Source organism: Rubrivivax gelatinosus (assembly GCF_004340905.1).
GTDB lineage: Bacteria > Pseudomonadota > Gammaproteobacteria > Burkholderiales > Burkholderiaceae_C > Rubrivivax > Rubrivivax gelatinosus.
Genome location: NZ_SLXD01000002.1, coordinates 501,078 through 515,061, shown reverse-complemented (window position 1 = coordinate 515,061; position 13,984 = coordinate 501,078). Strand labels below are relative to the sequence as shown.

General features: G+C 71.3%; 15 protein-coding genes. 5 read left to right on the top strand and 10 right to left on the bottom strand.

Annotation, left to right across the window (positions count from 1 at the left end; translation table 11 throughout):
• On the top strand, positions 1-927 hold a 927-nt coding region (locus EV684_RS05545), incomplete at its 5' end, for an SAM-dependent methyltransferase (RefSeq protein WP_243651056.1).
• Between the two features lie 70 nt (positions 928-997).
• Here EV684_RS05545 and EV684_RS05540 read toward each other — a convergent pair.
• From EV684_RS05540 to EV684_RS05515, 6 genes are all read right to left on the bottom strand, one after another.
• Complete coding sequence (locus EV684_RS05540) at positions 998-1,351, bottom strand: YciI family protein (RefSeq protein ID WP_132645195.1); 354 nt, start codon at positions 1,349-1,351, stop codon at positions 998-1,000.
• A gap of 133 nt (positions 1,352-1,484) precedes the next feature.
• The gene (locus tag EV684_RS05535; RefSeq protein ID WP_132645194.1) at positions 1,485-1,940 is read right to left on the bottom strand and encodes a VOC family protein; all 456 of its coding nucleotides are present in this window, start codon (positions 1,938-1,940) and stop codon (positions 1,485-1,487) included.
• A 93-nt stretch (positions 1,941-2,033) separates the two neighbouring features.
• The gene (locus EV684_RS05530; protein ID WP_132645193.1) at positions 2,034-3,257 is read right to left on the bottom strand and encodes an RNA polymerase sigma factor; all 1,224 of its coding nucleotides are present in this window, start codon (positions 3,255-3,257) and stop codon (positions 2,034-2,036) included.
• A 63-nt stretch (positions 3,258-3,320) separates the two neighbouring features.
• Positions 3,321-4,319: a trypsin-like peptidase domain-containing protein gene (locus EV684_RS05525; protein ID WP_200222384.1), complete on the bottom strand. Its 999-nt coding sequence runs from the start codon at positions 4,317-4,319 to the stop codon at positions 3,321-3,323.
• A 95-nt stretch (positions 4,320-4,414) separates the two neighbouring features.
• Positions 4,415-4,627 (bottom strand): transcription antiterminator/RNA stability regulator CspE, encoded by a 213-nt coding sequence (gene cspE, locus EV684_RS05520; RefSeq protein ID WP_132645192.1) that lies wholly within the window; start codon positions 4,625-4,627, stop codon positions 4,415-4,417.
• A gap of 145 nt (positions 4,628-4,772) precedes the next feature.
• Positions 4,773-5,486 carry a PEP-CTERM sorting domain-containing protein gene (locus EV684_RS05515; RefSeq protein ID WP_132645191.1) on the bottom strand — a complete coding sequence of 238 codons (714 nt, stop codon included), beginning with the start codon at positions 5,484-5,486 and terminating at the stop codon, positions 4,773-4,775.
• A 472-nt stretch (positions 5,487-5,958) separates the two neighbouring features.
• On the opposite strand from EV684_RS05515, the gene EV684_RS05510 reads away from it, so the two are divergent.
• From EV684_RS05510 to EV684_RS05500, 3 genes are all read left to right on the top strand, one after another.
• Positions 5,959-8,028: a TonB-dependent receptor gene (locus EV684_RS05510; protein ID WP_375138625.1), complete on the top strand. Its 2,070-nt coding sequence runs from the start codon at positions 5,959-5,961 to the stop codon at positions 8,026-8,028.
• A 94-nt stretch (positions 8,029-8,122) separates the two neighbouring features.
• On the top strand, positions 8,123-8,422 hold the full coding sequence (locus EV684_RS05505; protein WP_132645190.1) for a flagellar basal body protein: 300 nt from the start codon (positions 8,123-8,125) through the stop codon (positions 8,420-8,422).
• A gap of 142 nt (positions 8,423-8,564) precedes the next feature.
• Positions 8,565-9,353 carry a MetQ/NlpA family ABC transporter substrate-binding protein gene (locus EV684_RS05500; protein WP_132645189.1) on the top strand — a complete coding sequence of 263 codons (789 nt, stop codon included), beginning with the start codon at positions 8,565-8,567 and terminating at the stop codon, positions 9,351-9,353.
• Between the two features lie 57 nt (positions 9,354-9,410).
• On the opposite strand, the gene EV684_RS05495 is transcribed toward EV684_RS05500, so the two are convergent.
• Positions 9,411-10,103 carry a glutathione binding-like protein gene (locus EV684_RS05495; protein WP_132645188.1) on the bottom strand — a complete coding sequence of 231 codons (693 nt, stop codon included), beginning with the start codon at positions 10,101-10,103 and terminating at the stop codon, positions 9,411-9,413.
• Between the two features lie 52 nt (positions 10,104-10,155).
• Here EV684_RS05495 and EV684_RS05490 point away from each other — a divergent pair, with 52 nt between their 5' ends.
• On the top strand, positions 10,156-10,860 hold the full coding sequence (locus tag EV684_RS05490) for a hypothetical protein (protein WP_132645187.1): 705 nt from the start codon (positions 10,156-10,158) through the stop codon (positions 10,858-10,860).
• Here the strand turns inward: EV684_RS05490 and EV684_RS05485 are convergent.
• From EV684_RS05485 to EV684_RS05475, 3 genes are all read right to left on the bottom strand, one after another.
• Positions 10,851-12,077: an acyl-CoA dehydrogenase family protein gene (locus tag EV684_RS05485; RefSeq protein ID WP_132645186.1), complete on the bottom strand. Its 1,227-nt coding sequence runs from the start codon at positions 12,075-12,077 to the stop codon at positions 10,851-10,853. The genes EV684_RS05490 and EV684_RS05485 overlap by 10 nt on opposite strands.
• A 14-nt stretch (positions 12,078-12,091) precedes the next feature.
• Entirely contained in the window at positions 12,092-13,141 is a 1,050-nt protein-coding gene (locus EV684_RS05480; protein ID WP_132645222.1) for a phosphotransferase, read from the bottom strand.
• A gap of 71 nt (positions 13,142-13,212) precedes the next feature.
• The gene (locus EV684_RS05475) at positions 13,213-13,917 is read right to left on the bottom strand and encodes a Crp/Fnr family transcriptional regulator (protein ID WP_132645185.1); all 705 of its coding nucleotides are present in this window, start codon (positions 13,915-13,917) and stop codon (positions 13,213-13,215) included.
• Between the last annotated feature and the right edge of the window lie 67 nt (positions 13,918-13,984).

The following is a 13,984-nucleotide window of genomic DNA, read 5'->3' as shown; positions in this document are numbered from 1 at the left end:
GTCTGCGAGGCCAATGAACACGTGCGCACGCTGGAGCAGCTGGTGCACGAGGCCGACCAGGCGCTGTATCGCGCCAAACACGGCGGGCGCAACCGGGTGGTGCGCGCCGGTGGCGGCGAGGCGCGCCAGAGCGGGCCGGCGGGCCTGGTGGTGGTGGGCAGCGGGATCGACTTCGGCCGCCATGCCAGCGAGCGCTGCCTGTCGGAGATCCGCGAGGCCGAGGTGGTGCTCTGCCTGGTCAATCCGATGGCGCTGGCGATGATCTGCAGTCTGCGGCCCGACGCCATCAACCTCGGCCTGCACTACGCGCCGGGCAAGGACCGGCGCGAGACCTACCGCGAGATCGACGAGCGCATCATGACCGAGGTGCGTGCCGGCAAACGCGTCTGCGCCGTGTTCTACGGCCACCCGGGCGTGTTCGCCGACGTGCCGCACGTGGTGGTGCGCAAGGCGCGCGCCGAAGGCATCCCGGCGCGCATGGAGCCGGGCATCTCGGCCGAGGCCTGCCTGTATGCCGACCTCGGGCTGGACCCGGGCCGGCGTGGCGTGCAGTCGATGGAGGCCACCCAGTTCATGGTCTACGACCGCCAGCTCGACAGCGCCAGCCTGGTGCTGCTGTGGCAGGTGGCGCTGGCCGGCGACCTGAGCTGCACGCGTCTGCACGCCGAGCGCGACGGGCTGACGGCGCTGGTGGACAAACTGCTGCGCTGGTATGCGCCGGAGCACGAGGTCATCCTGTACGAGGCGGCGTGGCTGCCGATCGAGAAGCCGCGCATCGAGCGCCTGGCCCTGCGCGACCTGCCCGAGGCGAAGTACGCCGAGTACACGACGCTGGTCATTCCGCCGCGGGGCGAACTGCGGTGGGACTCGACGATCGCCGCGCCGCAGGCACGCGCCACGCAGGTCAGCCCCGCGGCGACCCACTGAGCGCCCGGACCCGCGGCTCCTGGCGGCGCCGCGGCGCTCGTCCGGGGCCTTGATCGGATCGGGCGCCGCATCAGCCCGTCCGCTCGACGGGCCCGGCCACCAGCTCCCGCACCGGCCGCACCTCGACGCTGCCGTGCCGCGCCGGCGGAATGCCGGAGGCGATGCGGATCGCCTCGTTCAGGTCTTTCGCGTCGACGAGGTAGAAGCCGGCCAGCATCTCGCGGGTCTCGGCGAACGGGCCGTCGAACAGCGTGACCTGGCCGTTGCGCACGCGCACCGTCGTCGCGGTGTGCGTGCCGTGCAGCGGCTCGGCGGCCAGCATGCGGCCGCTGCCGGCCAGCGCGCGTGCGTACTCGGCGCAGTCCGCGTCGGGGCAGGCGTCCCAGTGTTCGGCGTCCAGGTACACGAGGCAGAGGTACTTCATCGTCGCCTGCTCAGTGCGTCGCGGCCAGCGCCGCCGGGCGGGCCGCGATGTCGCGCGTGATCACCGGGTCGTGTTCGCCGGCCACGCCGGCGCGAGGGGTGTCGGTCACGGGGGTCTCCTGCGGTGCTGCGGCTCAGGCCATCGGGACGGGCTCGCCGTTGACGGCCCAGGTCACACCGTGGCGGTCGGTCAGCATGCCGAAGCTCCTGGCCCAGAAGGTGGGCGCCAGCGGCATCGTGATGCTGCCGCCGTCGGCCAGCGCGGCGAACACGCGTTCGGCCTCGGCCACGCTGTCGTACTGCAGCGCCAGCATCACGCCTTTGACACCGTCGAACGGCATGTCGGGTGGTGCGTCGCCGGCCATCAGCCGAGCGCCGCCGGGCAGCAGCAGGCAGGCATGCAGGATGGCATCGACCGGGGGCGGCGCGAAGCCGCAGCCTTCGGGCGCCGGCTGGTCATCGGGCGGGGGCGGCATCTCGCCGTGCGTCATCATCGCCTCGATGCTGGCGCCCAGCGCCCGGGCGTAGAACGCGAAGACCTCGCGTGTGTTGCCCGGGAAGCTGAGGTAGGGCGTGAGCGTGGTGGCCATGTCGTCTCCTGTGGGTTCGGGGGGTGAACCGGCAAGCCGGTCTCCACTGGTCGAACGGGCGACGTCGGTTTCGACCGCTGCCGACAACCTGTTTCAATCGGCCAGCGCCGCCAGCCGGGCAGCCAGGAAGGCGCGTTCGGGCGCCTGGCGCGCCAGGGACACGGCGTCGCGGTAGTGCCGGCGTGCTTCGTCGAGCTGGCCGGCGCGGCGGCACAGCTCGGCGGCGGCAGCGGCTGCGGCGGGGTAGCCCGGCAGCTGCGGCAGCAGCGGCCGCAGCAGCGCCAGACCGGCCTGCGGCCCGGCGTGCATCGAGACCGCGACGGCGCGGTTCAGCGCCACCACCGGCGTCGGCTCCAGGCGCCACAGCGCGTCGTACAGGCCGACAATCTGCCGCCAGTCGGTGGCGGCGGCGTCGCCCGCCTCGGCATGCACCGCCGCGATCGCCGCCTGCAGCGCGTAGGCGCCGAAACCTCCTTGCCGCAGCGCCGCCTCGGCCAGCGCGCAGCCTTCGGCGATCAGCTCGCGGTCCCAGAGGTGGCGGTCCTGGTGTTCCAGCGGCACCAGCACGCCGTCGGCGTCCAGGCGTGCGGCGCGGCGTGCGTCGCTCAGCAGCAGCAGCGCCAGCAGGCCACGCGCCTCGGCCGGCGGCTCGGGGGCCATCAGCGCCAGCAGCAGCCGCGCCAGGCGGATGGCCTCGCCGGCCAGGCCGCCGTCGCGTGCCGCATGGCCTTCGTTGAACACCAGGTAGACGACACGCAGCACGCTCGCCAGGCGCGGCGGCAGTTCGGCCGGGCCGGGCACCTCGTAGGGGATGCGGGCCGCGGCGATCTTGGCCTTGGCGCGCACGATGCGCTGCGCCAGGGTCGGCGTGGGCAGCACGAAGGCCGCGGCGATGGCCTCGGTGCTCAGGCCGCACACCTCGCGCAGCGTCAGCGCGATGCGGGCGTCCTCCGAGAGGCTGGGGTGGCAGCAGGTGAAGACGAGCCTCAGGCGGTCGTCGGGGATCTCGCGGCGTGCCTCGGCCAGCTGTTCGGGGCCGGGTGCGGGGTCGGCCAGCGTGTCGGCCAGGGCCGGGTCCCAGGCGATGAAGCGGCGCTCGCGCCGCAGCCGGTCGATGGCGCGAAAACGCCCGGCCGACACCAGCCAGGCCACCGGGTTCTCCGGCACGCCGTCGGCCGGCCAGCGTTCGGCGGCGGCCACGAAGGCGTCGTGCAGCGCCTCCTCGGCGCTGTCGAGGCTGCCGAGCAGGCGCACCAGCGTCGAGAACACGCGGCGTCCGTGTTCGCGGTAGACGGTTTCGATCTCGGTGGCGCCCATGCGGGCAGCTTAGCCGGCGGGCAATGCCCGCACGGCGTCACGCGGTCGGCGGTGGCCGCGCGTTCAGCGTTCTTCGGTCAGCGTCAGCAGCACGTCGGCGTACCAGGCGCAGTTCAGCCCCAGCGACTCGTCCTCGGTCTGGTCGCGCGAGCGCATGTCCATGCGCGTCGAGTGCACGCCCAGCAGCTGCCAGGCCAGTGGCGAAGCCGTGGCGCCGCCCTGGCTGCGCCGGCGCACCACCGGCGAGCCGCTGCTGCCCCGGTGCGTGCGGGCGTCGGTGAGGAAATACCCCTGGCGCTGGAACCGCACGCCGTAGGCCGAGGCGATCGACGCGCTGCGCAGAACGGCCAGGTGGTGCACCGTGTCCTGGAAGCCGAGCGGGAAGCCGGCGATGCCGAGCGTGTCGCCGATCGCGACGTCCTCGCCGCGAGCATCGAGGTGGCTCTCGTCGAAAGCCTGCAGCGTGGCTCCGGCCGGCAGCAGCCCGGGCGGGATTTCGATCGCGGCCACGTCCACCGCGCCGCCGCCGTCGGTGCCGTCGCGCCACTGGCCGAGCCCGTCGTGGTACAGCGGCAGCGAGACCACGGCGTGCCGCGCCAGGTCGTGGGTGTCGGTGTGCAGCACGAACTCGATGCGGTCGGGGTAGTGCGAACTCTCGGCGTCGGCGAACACGTGCCGGCTGCTGACGAGGAACAGCCGCTCGCCGCGGCGGAAGAAGAAGCCGCTGGCGCTGGTCAGCGCCCGCGGGCCGTCGAAGGTGCCGATGCGCGTGGTGGCCAGCAGCAGCGCGTCCACCGTGGGCGGCCCCGCATGCCGGCTGCCCTGCAGCACGGCCCGGTTGCGCGCCACGTCGCGCTCGAAGCTCGCCAGGACGACGTCGGAGATCTCCGCGTGCAGCAGCACCGTGCGCGCTGCTTCCGCGTAGGCGTCGAACGAGTCCGCCAGCCGGGCACGCGTGGGCTCCGACAGCGCTTCGATGACCGCCGGCACGAGCGCGTCGAGCGCCACCAGGCTGCCCTTGAGTTCGCAGATGCGCTCGGTGGCTTCTTGCAGGTTCTTCACGGCGGTTCCTTCGGCGGAAATGAAAAAGCGCGGCCGAGCCGCGCTTTCGGTCGAGGCGCCGGGCCGTGCCCGTCACCTCTCGGTGCCGCAGGAGATCAGCCCAGGCTGCGGATGTTGGAGGCCTGCGGGCCCTTCTGGCCCTGCGTCACCTCGAACTCCACGCGCTGGTTCTCGGTCAGCGTCTTGAAGCCGCTGCCCTGGATTTCCTTGAAGTGGGCGAAGAGGTCCTTGCCGCCGCCATCGGGGGCGATGAAACCAAAGCCCTTGCCTTCGTTGAACCACTTCACGGTGCCGGTTTGAGTCGTCATGTCGAATACCTTTCGAAGTTTGCGGGGCGCAAGATCGCACCCAGCGGAGAAACGCCAAGAAAATCTTCAAGAGGGGATTCAACGCGACGGCCGGTAGAGCACCGGGGCGTGAAGAAAGACCTATGAGCGGACGGTCTTGTGCAGATCAGCGAAGCCATCGTACACGAACGGGCGCATTCGTGTGCCGGTATTCGTGCCTCGGGGCTTTGGGCCCGCGGCTGGCGCTGCGCCTCGCCTGGCCGCCCAGCAGCAACAGGCCGGCCAGCATCATCGCGACGGTGCCGGGCTCGGGCACGACGCCGATGGTGGTCGTGAAGTTGGCGTTGTCGGGCGCGAAGTCGGAGATCGCCGCGAAGCCGGCGAAGCTCGTGTCGCGCGGCCAGAGGTTCCAGGTGTAGTCGCGCTTGTCGAAGCCGGTGGAGACGAGCATCGAGCCCGGAACGAGGGCGGTGATGGTGTTGCCGCTGACGGTGACCGAACCGGCGGCCAGGTCGCCGACGCCGCCGACACTGCCGCTGCCGTCGGCGCGCAGCAGCACGACGCGGTCGAAACGCACGCCGTCGATGCCGTCGGCCGCGAAGGCTGCCGTGCCGGCGCCACGGTTGACGCCCCAGACGTAGAGCGCCGAGTCGGTGGTGCCCACGGCGCCCGCCAGGGTGCTGGAGAGCTGGAAGAGGTCGGCGCCCGGGTCGTAGAGCACGGTGGCGGCGAGCACGTCGAGGTCGGTGCTGGAGCTGCTGCCGGCAAAGCTCGACAGGAAGTCGTCGGGCCGGTCGGTGATGCCGTCCAGCGCCAGGGCCAGCGCGGGGCTGGCCGCGATGGCGAGCGCGCCGGCAAGTCTGAACCATCGTTGTCGCATGTCGTCTCCTCGGGGTGGCGGGCTTTCGCCTCGGGTCGGGGCAGGGTAGGACAGCGCAGGGGCCTGCCGGCACCACACGAACCGGGCGTTCCGCCGGCAACCGGCCGTAAGCGGCGTGTCGCGGGATGCGTGCCTGTCGGCGCTTGCTGCTGCCGGTCAGCGGCTGTAGTTGGCAGCGCGCTGGCCCGCTGGCGGCCAGCGGCGCGCAGGGCCACGGATACCCGGGGCCGGCCGTCCGACCTGGCGCGCGGCGGCGCTGAGCCGCCGGTGTCCCGTGGCGAGAGCGGGGCAGTCGGTATGAGGAAGTTGCTGCTCTTCATACCGCTGCGCAGGCTGCTGCGGCTTGCGCGGATTTGCCCGACGCGGCGCGCCGGCAGCTCGCGCCCGCCCGCAACGGAACACCCGCGATCGCGGTATGAGGAACACGATGAGTTTCATATCCGCGACATCGGTCGGCCGCAGCATGCGCGCGATGAACACCCCGTGCCGCCCGCACCCCCTCGCCCTGGCCGCGCTGCTGTGCGCGGCCGGCCTGGCCCAGGCTCAGCAGACGCTTGAAGCCGCGCCGGGCGCCACCACCGAACGCATCGAGATCACCGGCCGCCACTACGACAACGCCGTCGGCACGTCCGACGCGGCGTCGCAAGGCACGATCCGCGCCGAGCTGCTGCAGAGCCGGCCGGCGCTGCGCCCGGGCGAGGTGCTGGAGTTCGTGCCCGGCGTCATCGTCACCCAGCACTCCGGCGACGGGAAGGCCAACCAGTACTTCCTGCGCGGCTTCAACCTCGACCACGGCACCGACTTCGCGACCAGCGTCGCCGGCATGCCGGTCAACATGCCTTCGCACGGCCACGGCCAGGGCTATTCGGACCTCAACTTCCTGATCCCCGAACTCGTCGACCGCATCGAGTACCGCAAGGGCCCGTACTTCGCGCGCAACGGCGATTTCTCGGCCGCGGGTTCGGCCGACATCGTCTACCGCCAGACGCTGGACGAACCGTTCGCGGCGCTGACGCTGGGCGAGCGCGACTACCAGCGTCTCGTCGGTGGCGGCTCCGCTGCGCTGGGCGAAGACCTGCGCCTGTTAGGCGCCGTCGAGCTGATGCACAACGACGGCCCCTGGACCGTGCCCGAGCATCTGCGCAAGGGCAACGCGGTGCTGACGCTGTCGGCCGGCACCCGCGCCGCCGGCTGGAGCACCAGCCTGATGGCCTACGACGCGCGCTGGGATTCGACCGACCAGGTGCCGCAGCGCCTGATCGACGCCGGCACCTACGACGGCCGCTCCTTCGGCCGCTACGACACGCTGGATGCAACCGACGGCGGCAGCACGCACCGCAGCAGCCTGTCGGGCGAATGGCACCGCCGCGGCGACGGCGCGTCCACCGAGCTCTCGGCCTACGTGATCGACTACGGGCTGAAGCTCTATTCCAACTTCACCTACGCGATGGAACGCCCTCAGCAGGGCGACCAGTTCTCGCAGCAGGACGAGCGCAGCCTCTACGGCGCCGCCTTGCGCCACGCCTTCGAGCACACGCTGGCCGGCCTGCCGGCGAAGACCGAGTTCGGCGCCCAGCTGCGCCACGACCGAATCCGTGTCGGCCTGTTCGAGACCGACGCGCGCCGCATCACCGGCACCACGCGCGAGGACCGCGTGCGCGAGACGATGGCCGGCGCCTACGGCCAGACGACGCTGGAGTGGACACCCTGGCTGCGCAGCATCGTCGGCCTGCGTGCCGACCGCGTGCACTTCGACGTCGAGGGCCTGAGCGACGACGCCAACTCGGGTTCGGCCAACGACCACCTGGTGTCGCCCAAGCTGTCGCTGATCCTCGGCCCCTGGGCGAAGACCGAGTTCTTCGTCAACGCCGGCCGCGGTTTCCACAGCAACGACGCGCGCGGCGCGACGGCCGCCGTCGACCCCGCGCCCGGGCTGGTGGCCGCACGCGGTTACGAACTCGGCGCGCGCACCGAGTGGATCCCGGGGCTGCAGAGCTCGCTGGCGCTGTGGACGCTGGACTTCGATTCCGAGCTGGTCTATGTCGGCGACGCCGGCGCCACCGAAGCCAACCGCCCGAGCAAGCGCCGCGGCGTCGAGTGGAACAACCGCTGGCTGCCGCGGCCCTGGCTGCTGGTCGACGCCGATCTGGCCTGGACGCACGCCCGTTTCTCCGATGACGACCCGGCCGGCGACCGCATCCCGAACGCGGTCGACAAGGTGGCGTCGCTGGCCGTCACGGCGCGCGAACTCGGGCCCTGGTCGGCCAGCCTGCAGTGGCGCTATCTGGGCAGCGGCGCGCTGGTCGAGGACAACAGCGTGCGCTCCTCGGCCTCGCTGACGACCAACCTGCGCATCGGTCGCCGGCTGGGCAAGAAGACCGAGCTGACGCTGGACGTCTTCAATCTCTTCGACCGCAAGGTCAACGACATCGAGTACTGGTACGAGTCGCAGCTGCCGGGCGAGGCGGCGCCGGTGGCCGACAAGCACGTGCATCCGGCCGAACCTCGCACGCTGCGCGTGACGCTGCGCACGGCGTTCTGATCCGGGCTGGCGTGAAGAGCTTCGCGTTCGGCGCCTGCGCGCCGGACGCGATCCGGGCGATCATCGGGCGGCCGTCCCTCCGAGTGCCGACACCGTGACACCCGCTGCCTCCGCCAGCCTCTCCGGCCTGAACGCCGCCCAGACCCGTCTGGACGTCGCGGGGCACAACGTCGCCAACCTGCAGACCGAGGGCTTCCGGCGCCAGGTCGCGCAGTCGGCCACGGCCCAGCCCGCCGGCGTCACGGTCTCGATCGCGCAGATGCCCGAGGCGGGCAACGCGCTGGAAGCCGACACCGTCGGCATGATCGAGGCGCAGCACGCCTTCGGCGCCAACCTGATGGCCTTCCGCGCGCAGGACGCGATGATGGCCAGCCTGCTCGACCTCGAAGCTTGAGCGGCGGCCTCCCGCTTCATGCGGGAAGCGAGTTTTCAAACAGCCAAACGTCCGTTCACCGGATAAGCGGCGCTGGGTAGCCTGGACGCATGCCGTGGTCGCCGACCGCGGTGTCCGTTCAACCGCTTCCCAAGGAAAAGAAATGTCGTTCAAACACGCGCTGTCGGCGCTGGTCGTCGCCGTGCTGCCGTTTGCCGCCCAGGCCGACGAGGTGCTGAAGGTCGCCGCCTCGCCGGTGCCGCACGCCGAGATCCTCGAGTTCGTGAAGCCCGTGCTGAAAACGCAGGGCGTGGATCTGCAGGTCAAGGTCTTCACCGACTACGTGCAGCCCAACCTGGCCGTCGAGGAGAAGCAGCTCGACGCCAACTACTTCCAGCACAAGCCGTATCTCGACAGCTTCAACAAGGATCGCAAGACGCACATCGTGCCGGTGGCCGACGGCAAGGTGCACGTCGAGCCCTTCGGCGCCTACTCGAGGAAGATCAGGAAGATCGCCGAGCTGCGCGACGGCGCCACGGTGGCGATCCCCAACGACCCGTCGAACTCGGGCCGCGCGCTGGTGCTGCTGCAGAAGCAGGGCCTGATCCAGCTGAAGGACCCGGCCAACATCCTCGCTACCGCCAAGGACGTGACGGCCAACCCGAAGAAGCTGGTGTTCCGCGAACTCGAGGCGGCGCAGCTGCCGCGGGCGCTGGACGACGTCGACCTCGCGCTGATCAACACCAACTACGCGCTCGAAGCCAAGCTGGTGCCGACGAAGGACGCGCTGTTCATCGAGGGCGCCGATTCGCCGTACGCCAACTTCGTCGCCGCGCGGCCGGACAACGCCAACGCCCCGGCGATCAAGAAACTCGTGGCCGCGCTGCACTCGCCCGAGGTGAAGAAGTTCATCCAGGACAAGTACAAGGGCGCCGTGGTGCCGGCGTTCTGATGTCCTGCCGCCGCAAGCCGGCTGCGACGGCCGCCCCGCGGGGCGGCCGTCGTCGTTTCAGCGCTGCCGGTACTGCGTCGCGCCGAACAGCACCTCGCGCGACTTGTCGTCGGTGATCGGCTTGCGCCGGTCGGCCAGCACCTCGCAGCCACGCTGCACCGCCGGGCGGGCGGCGATCTCGTCGAACCAGCCCTTGAGGTGCGGGTAGTCGTTCCAGTCGATGCCCTGGTTCTTCCAGCTGCGCAGCCAGGGAAAGATCGCGATGTCGGCGATCGTGTACTCGTCACCGGCGATGTAGCGTGTCCTGGCCAGCTTGCGGTTCATCACGCCGTACAGGCGTTTGGCCTCGTGGGTGTAGCGATCGACGGCGTAGTCGATCTTCTCGGGCGCGTAGATGCGGAAGTGGTGCGCCTGGCCCAGCATCGGGCCGACGCCGCCCATCTGGAACATCAGCCACTCCAGCGTCTCGTAACGGCCGCGCACGCTCTCGGGCAGGAAACGCCCGGTCTTGCCGGCCAGGTACAGCAGGATCGCACCCGACTCGAACAGCGAGATCGGCTGGCCGTCGGGCCCGTCGGGGTCGACGATGGCCGGGATCTTGTTGTTCGGGCTGATCGCCAGGAACTCCGGCGTGAACTGCTCGCCGGCGCCGATGTCCACCGCGTGCACGCGGTAGGGCAGGCCGCACTCCTCCAGCATCACGTGCACCTTGTGCCCGTTGGGTGTGGCCCACGAATACACTTCGATCATCCCGTCCCCCGTCGCGGCCGGAACGTCGGCCGCCTCGTGCGGACTCTAAGACATGCTGGAAGGCCTGAAACGTCTGTTCACCACTCGCCCGTCGTCCGGCTCCCACCGCTGGGACGCCGTGTCGACCTGGGCCGAGACGCGCCAGTGGGCCTTTCGCGGCGTGCGTGACCACGACGGCTTCGTCGTCGAGGGGCGTTTCCGCGGCACGCGGCCCTGGCGGCTCGAATGGGGCCCGTCGCAGCGGCCGTACATCGTCGGCGCCGAGCTGCGCCTGCGCTCGGATTGCGGCCTGCCGCCGGACCTGCAGGCGCTGGTGATGGGCCGCGAGCTGCAGCAGCGGCTGGAGAAGCAGGTCTTCGACCAGTACGTCGAAGGCGTGCAGACACGCATCGACGACCAGACGCCGCCCGAGATGCGCTGGCTGGTGATGTTCCCGCGCCTGACCGGGCTCGAGCTCGGTGACCTGCGCGAGCGCTACGTCGCGATGGCCAGCGCCAAGCCCTGGCTGATGCAGTGGCTGGCCGGCCCGCTGGGCGAGCGCCTGGCCGCCGCGCCCGGCGGCGAGACGCCCTTCGTGCTGATGGCCGCGCGCGGCCGGCTGACGCTGCGTGTGGCCCAGGCCGAGCCGGACAACGCCGCGCTCGAGCGCTGGCTGGCGCTGTTCGAGGTCGCGGTGCACGAGGCGCTGCGCGCCGGCTCCGAAGCCTTTGGCGCGGAGCCGGCCCCCGCGGCCGCGCCGCGGCCGCCTCAGCCCTGACGCGGCGCCCAGCGCCCGAGCTCGATCTTCGCGATGGCGTTGCGGTGCACCTCGTCGGGCCCGTCGGCGAAGCGCAGCGTGCGCGCGTTGGCCCAGGCGTAGGCCAGCGGGAAGTCGTCGCAGACCCCGGCGCCGCCGTGGGCCTGGATCGCCCAGTCGATCACCTGGCCGGCCATCGTCGGCGCGACGACCTTGATCATCGCGATCTCGGCCTTGGCCGCCTTGTTGCCGACGGTGTCCATCATCCACGCCGCCTTCAGCGTCAGCAGCCGCGCCTGCTCGATGCGGCAGCGCGCCTCGGCGATGCGTTCCTGGGTGACGGTCTGCTGCGCGATCGTGCGGCCGAAGGCGCTGCGCGCCAGCGCCCGCCGGCACATCAGCTCCAGCGCCCGTTCGGCCAGGCCGATCAGGCGCATGCAGTGGTGGATGCGGCCCGGGCCTAGCCGGCCTTGGGCGATCTCGAAGCCGCGGCCTTCGCCGAGCAGCAGGTTGGCCGCCGGCACGCGCACGTCGACGAAGTCGACCTCCATGTGGCCGTGCGGCGCGTCGTCGTAGCCGAAGACGCCCAGCGGGCGCAGCACCGTGACGCCCGGCGCGTCCATCGGCACCAGGATCATCGACTGCTGCGCGTGTTTCGCCGCCTGCGGGTCGGTCTTGCCCATGAAGATCAGGACCTTGCAGCGCGGGTCGCCGGCGCCGCTGGTCCACCATTTGCGGCCGTTGACGACGTAGTCATCGCCGTCGCGCTCGATGCGCGCCTCGATGTTGGTCGCGTCCGACGAGGCGACGGCCGGCTCGGTCATCGCGAAGCCGCTGCGGATCTCGCCGCGCAGCAGCGGCTCCAGCCACTGGCGCTTCTGCTCGGGCGTGCCGTAGCGCACCAGCACTTCCATGTTGCCGGTGTCCGGCGCCGAGCAGTTGAAGACCTCGCTGGCCCAGGGCACGCGGCCCATGATCTCGGCCAGCGGCGCGTACTCGGAGTTCGTCAGCCCGGCGCCGTATTCGCTCTCGGGCAGGAACAGGTTCCAAAGGCCCGCGGCCTGGGCCTCGGGCTTCAGGCGTTCGATCGTCTGCAGCGGCGTCCAGCGCCGGCCGGCCTCGGTGTTGGCGCGGATCTCGGCCGCGAACTCGGCTTCGGCCGGCTCCACGTGTTCGGCCATGAAGGCCGAGAGCCGGCTGCGCAGCGCCTGGGTGCGTTCGGAATAGGCGAAGTCCATCGTGTGCTCCGGTCTCAGGCCTGCGAGGCGAAGCGCCAGGCCAGTTCGGCCAGCGGCCGCGTCGCCGCGCCAGTGGCCTTGGCCTGCGCGCTCGACGCCGTGCCGTCGACGACCCGCTTGGCGATGCCCTGCGTGATCGAGGCCAGGCGGAACAGGTTGTAGGCGAGGTAGAAGTTCCAGTCGGCCATCAGCGCCTCGGGGTCGGCGCGGCCGGTGCGTTCGCAGTAGCGGCGCACGTAATCGGCTTCGGACGGGATGCCCAGCGCCGCCAGATCCAGCCCGCCGAGGCCGCGGAACATTCCCGGCGGGATGTGCCAGGCCATGCAGTGGTAGCTGAAGTCGGCCAGCGGGTGGCCCAGCGTCGACAGCTCCCAGTCGAGCACCGCGACGACGCGCGGCGCATCGGGTGCGAAGACCAGGTTGTCGAGGCGGAAGTCGCCGTGCACGACGGCGACCTGGCGCTCGTCGCGCGCGCCGGCGGGCAGGTGCTGCGGCAGCCAGTCGATCAGCCGGTCCATCTCGGCGATCGGCCCGGTGACCGAGGCCTGGTACTGCTTGCTCCAGCGGGCGATCTGGCGCTCGAAGTAGTTGCCCGGGCGGCCGTAGTCGGCCAGGCCCACTGCCGCCAAGTCGACGGTGTGCAGCGCGGCGATGACGCGGTTGGCCTCGTCGTGGATCGCGCCGCGTTCGGCCGGGCTCATGCCGGGCAGTGCCGGGTCCCAGAGCACGCGCCCGGCGACGAAGTCCATCAGGTAGAAGGCGCGGCCGATGACGGCCTCGTCCTCGCACAGCGCGACCATGCGTGGCACCGGCACCGCGGTGGCCGCCAGCGCCTGCATCACGCGGTACTCGCGTTCGATCGCGTGCGCCGAGGGCAGCAGCCTGGCCCCCGGCCCGGGCTTGGTCCGCATCACCCAGGCGCCGCCGGGTGTGACGAGCTTGTAGGTCGGGTTGGACTGCCCGCCCTTGAACTGCTCGACCGAGAGCGGGCCCTGGAAGCCGGGCAGTTCATGCGCCAGCCAGCGCTCGAGCGCGGCGACGTCGAAGGCGTGGCTGGCCGCCATCGGGCGGGTGCCGGTGTACGAATCCAAGGTCTGTCTCCTGTCGTTGTCTTCGTCGCCGGCGCGGCCTGGACCTAGCGTTCGGCGATCTCCATCAGCTTCCCGCGCGCCAGCACGACCAGGCGCGTCGGCTCGACGCGGATCGCGCCTTCGCGCTCGAAACCCTTCAGCTCCTGGTTGACACGCTGGCGCGAGGCGCCCAGCAGCTGCGCCAGGTCTTCCTGCGCCAGCTGCAGGCCGATGCGCAGCTCGCCGCCTTCCTCGACGCCGTAGCTGCGCGCCAGCAGCAGCAGCTGGCGCGCCAGGCGGGCCTGCAGCGGGCGCGTGTTGACGTCCTCGAAGTGGTCGAACATCAGCCGCAGGCGGCGGCAGTTCAGGCGCAGCAGCGCCTCGTAGAGCTCGACGTGGCGCGCCAGCAGCTCGCGGAAGTCGGGCTTGCGCACGACCAGCAGCGTGGTCTCGCCGTGGGTGTCGGCGTCGTGGGTGCGCGGCAGGCCGTCGAACAGCGCGATGTCGCCGAACCAGACGCCGGGCTCCGCGTAGGTCAGCGTCACCTGCTTGCCGCCCAGCGAGATCGTGCTGATGCGCACCGCGCCGCGCGCGACGCCGCACCATTCCTCGGCGCGTGCGCCGCGGGCGACCAGCGGCGCCCCGTCGGGCAGGCGGCGCACGTGAGAACGTTCGAGGATGTCATCGCGCAGGGCAGGGGAGAGCTTGGCGAACCATGCGCCGTTGTCGATGTTCTGGCGCTCTTCGAGTGTAAGAACCGGGGTGGTCATGTCTTGTCTCGGCGGCGACAAAGGGGTCGCGACACGATTCTTGCGCGCCTTGGCGCCGGAGCTGCGC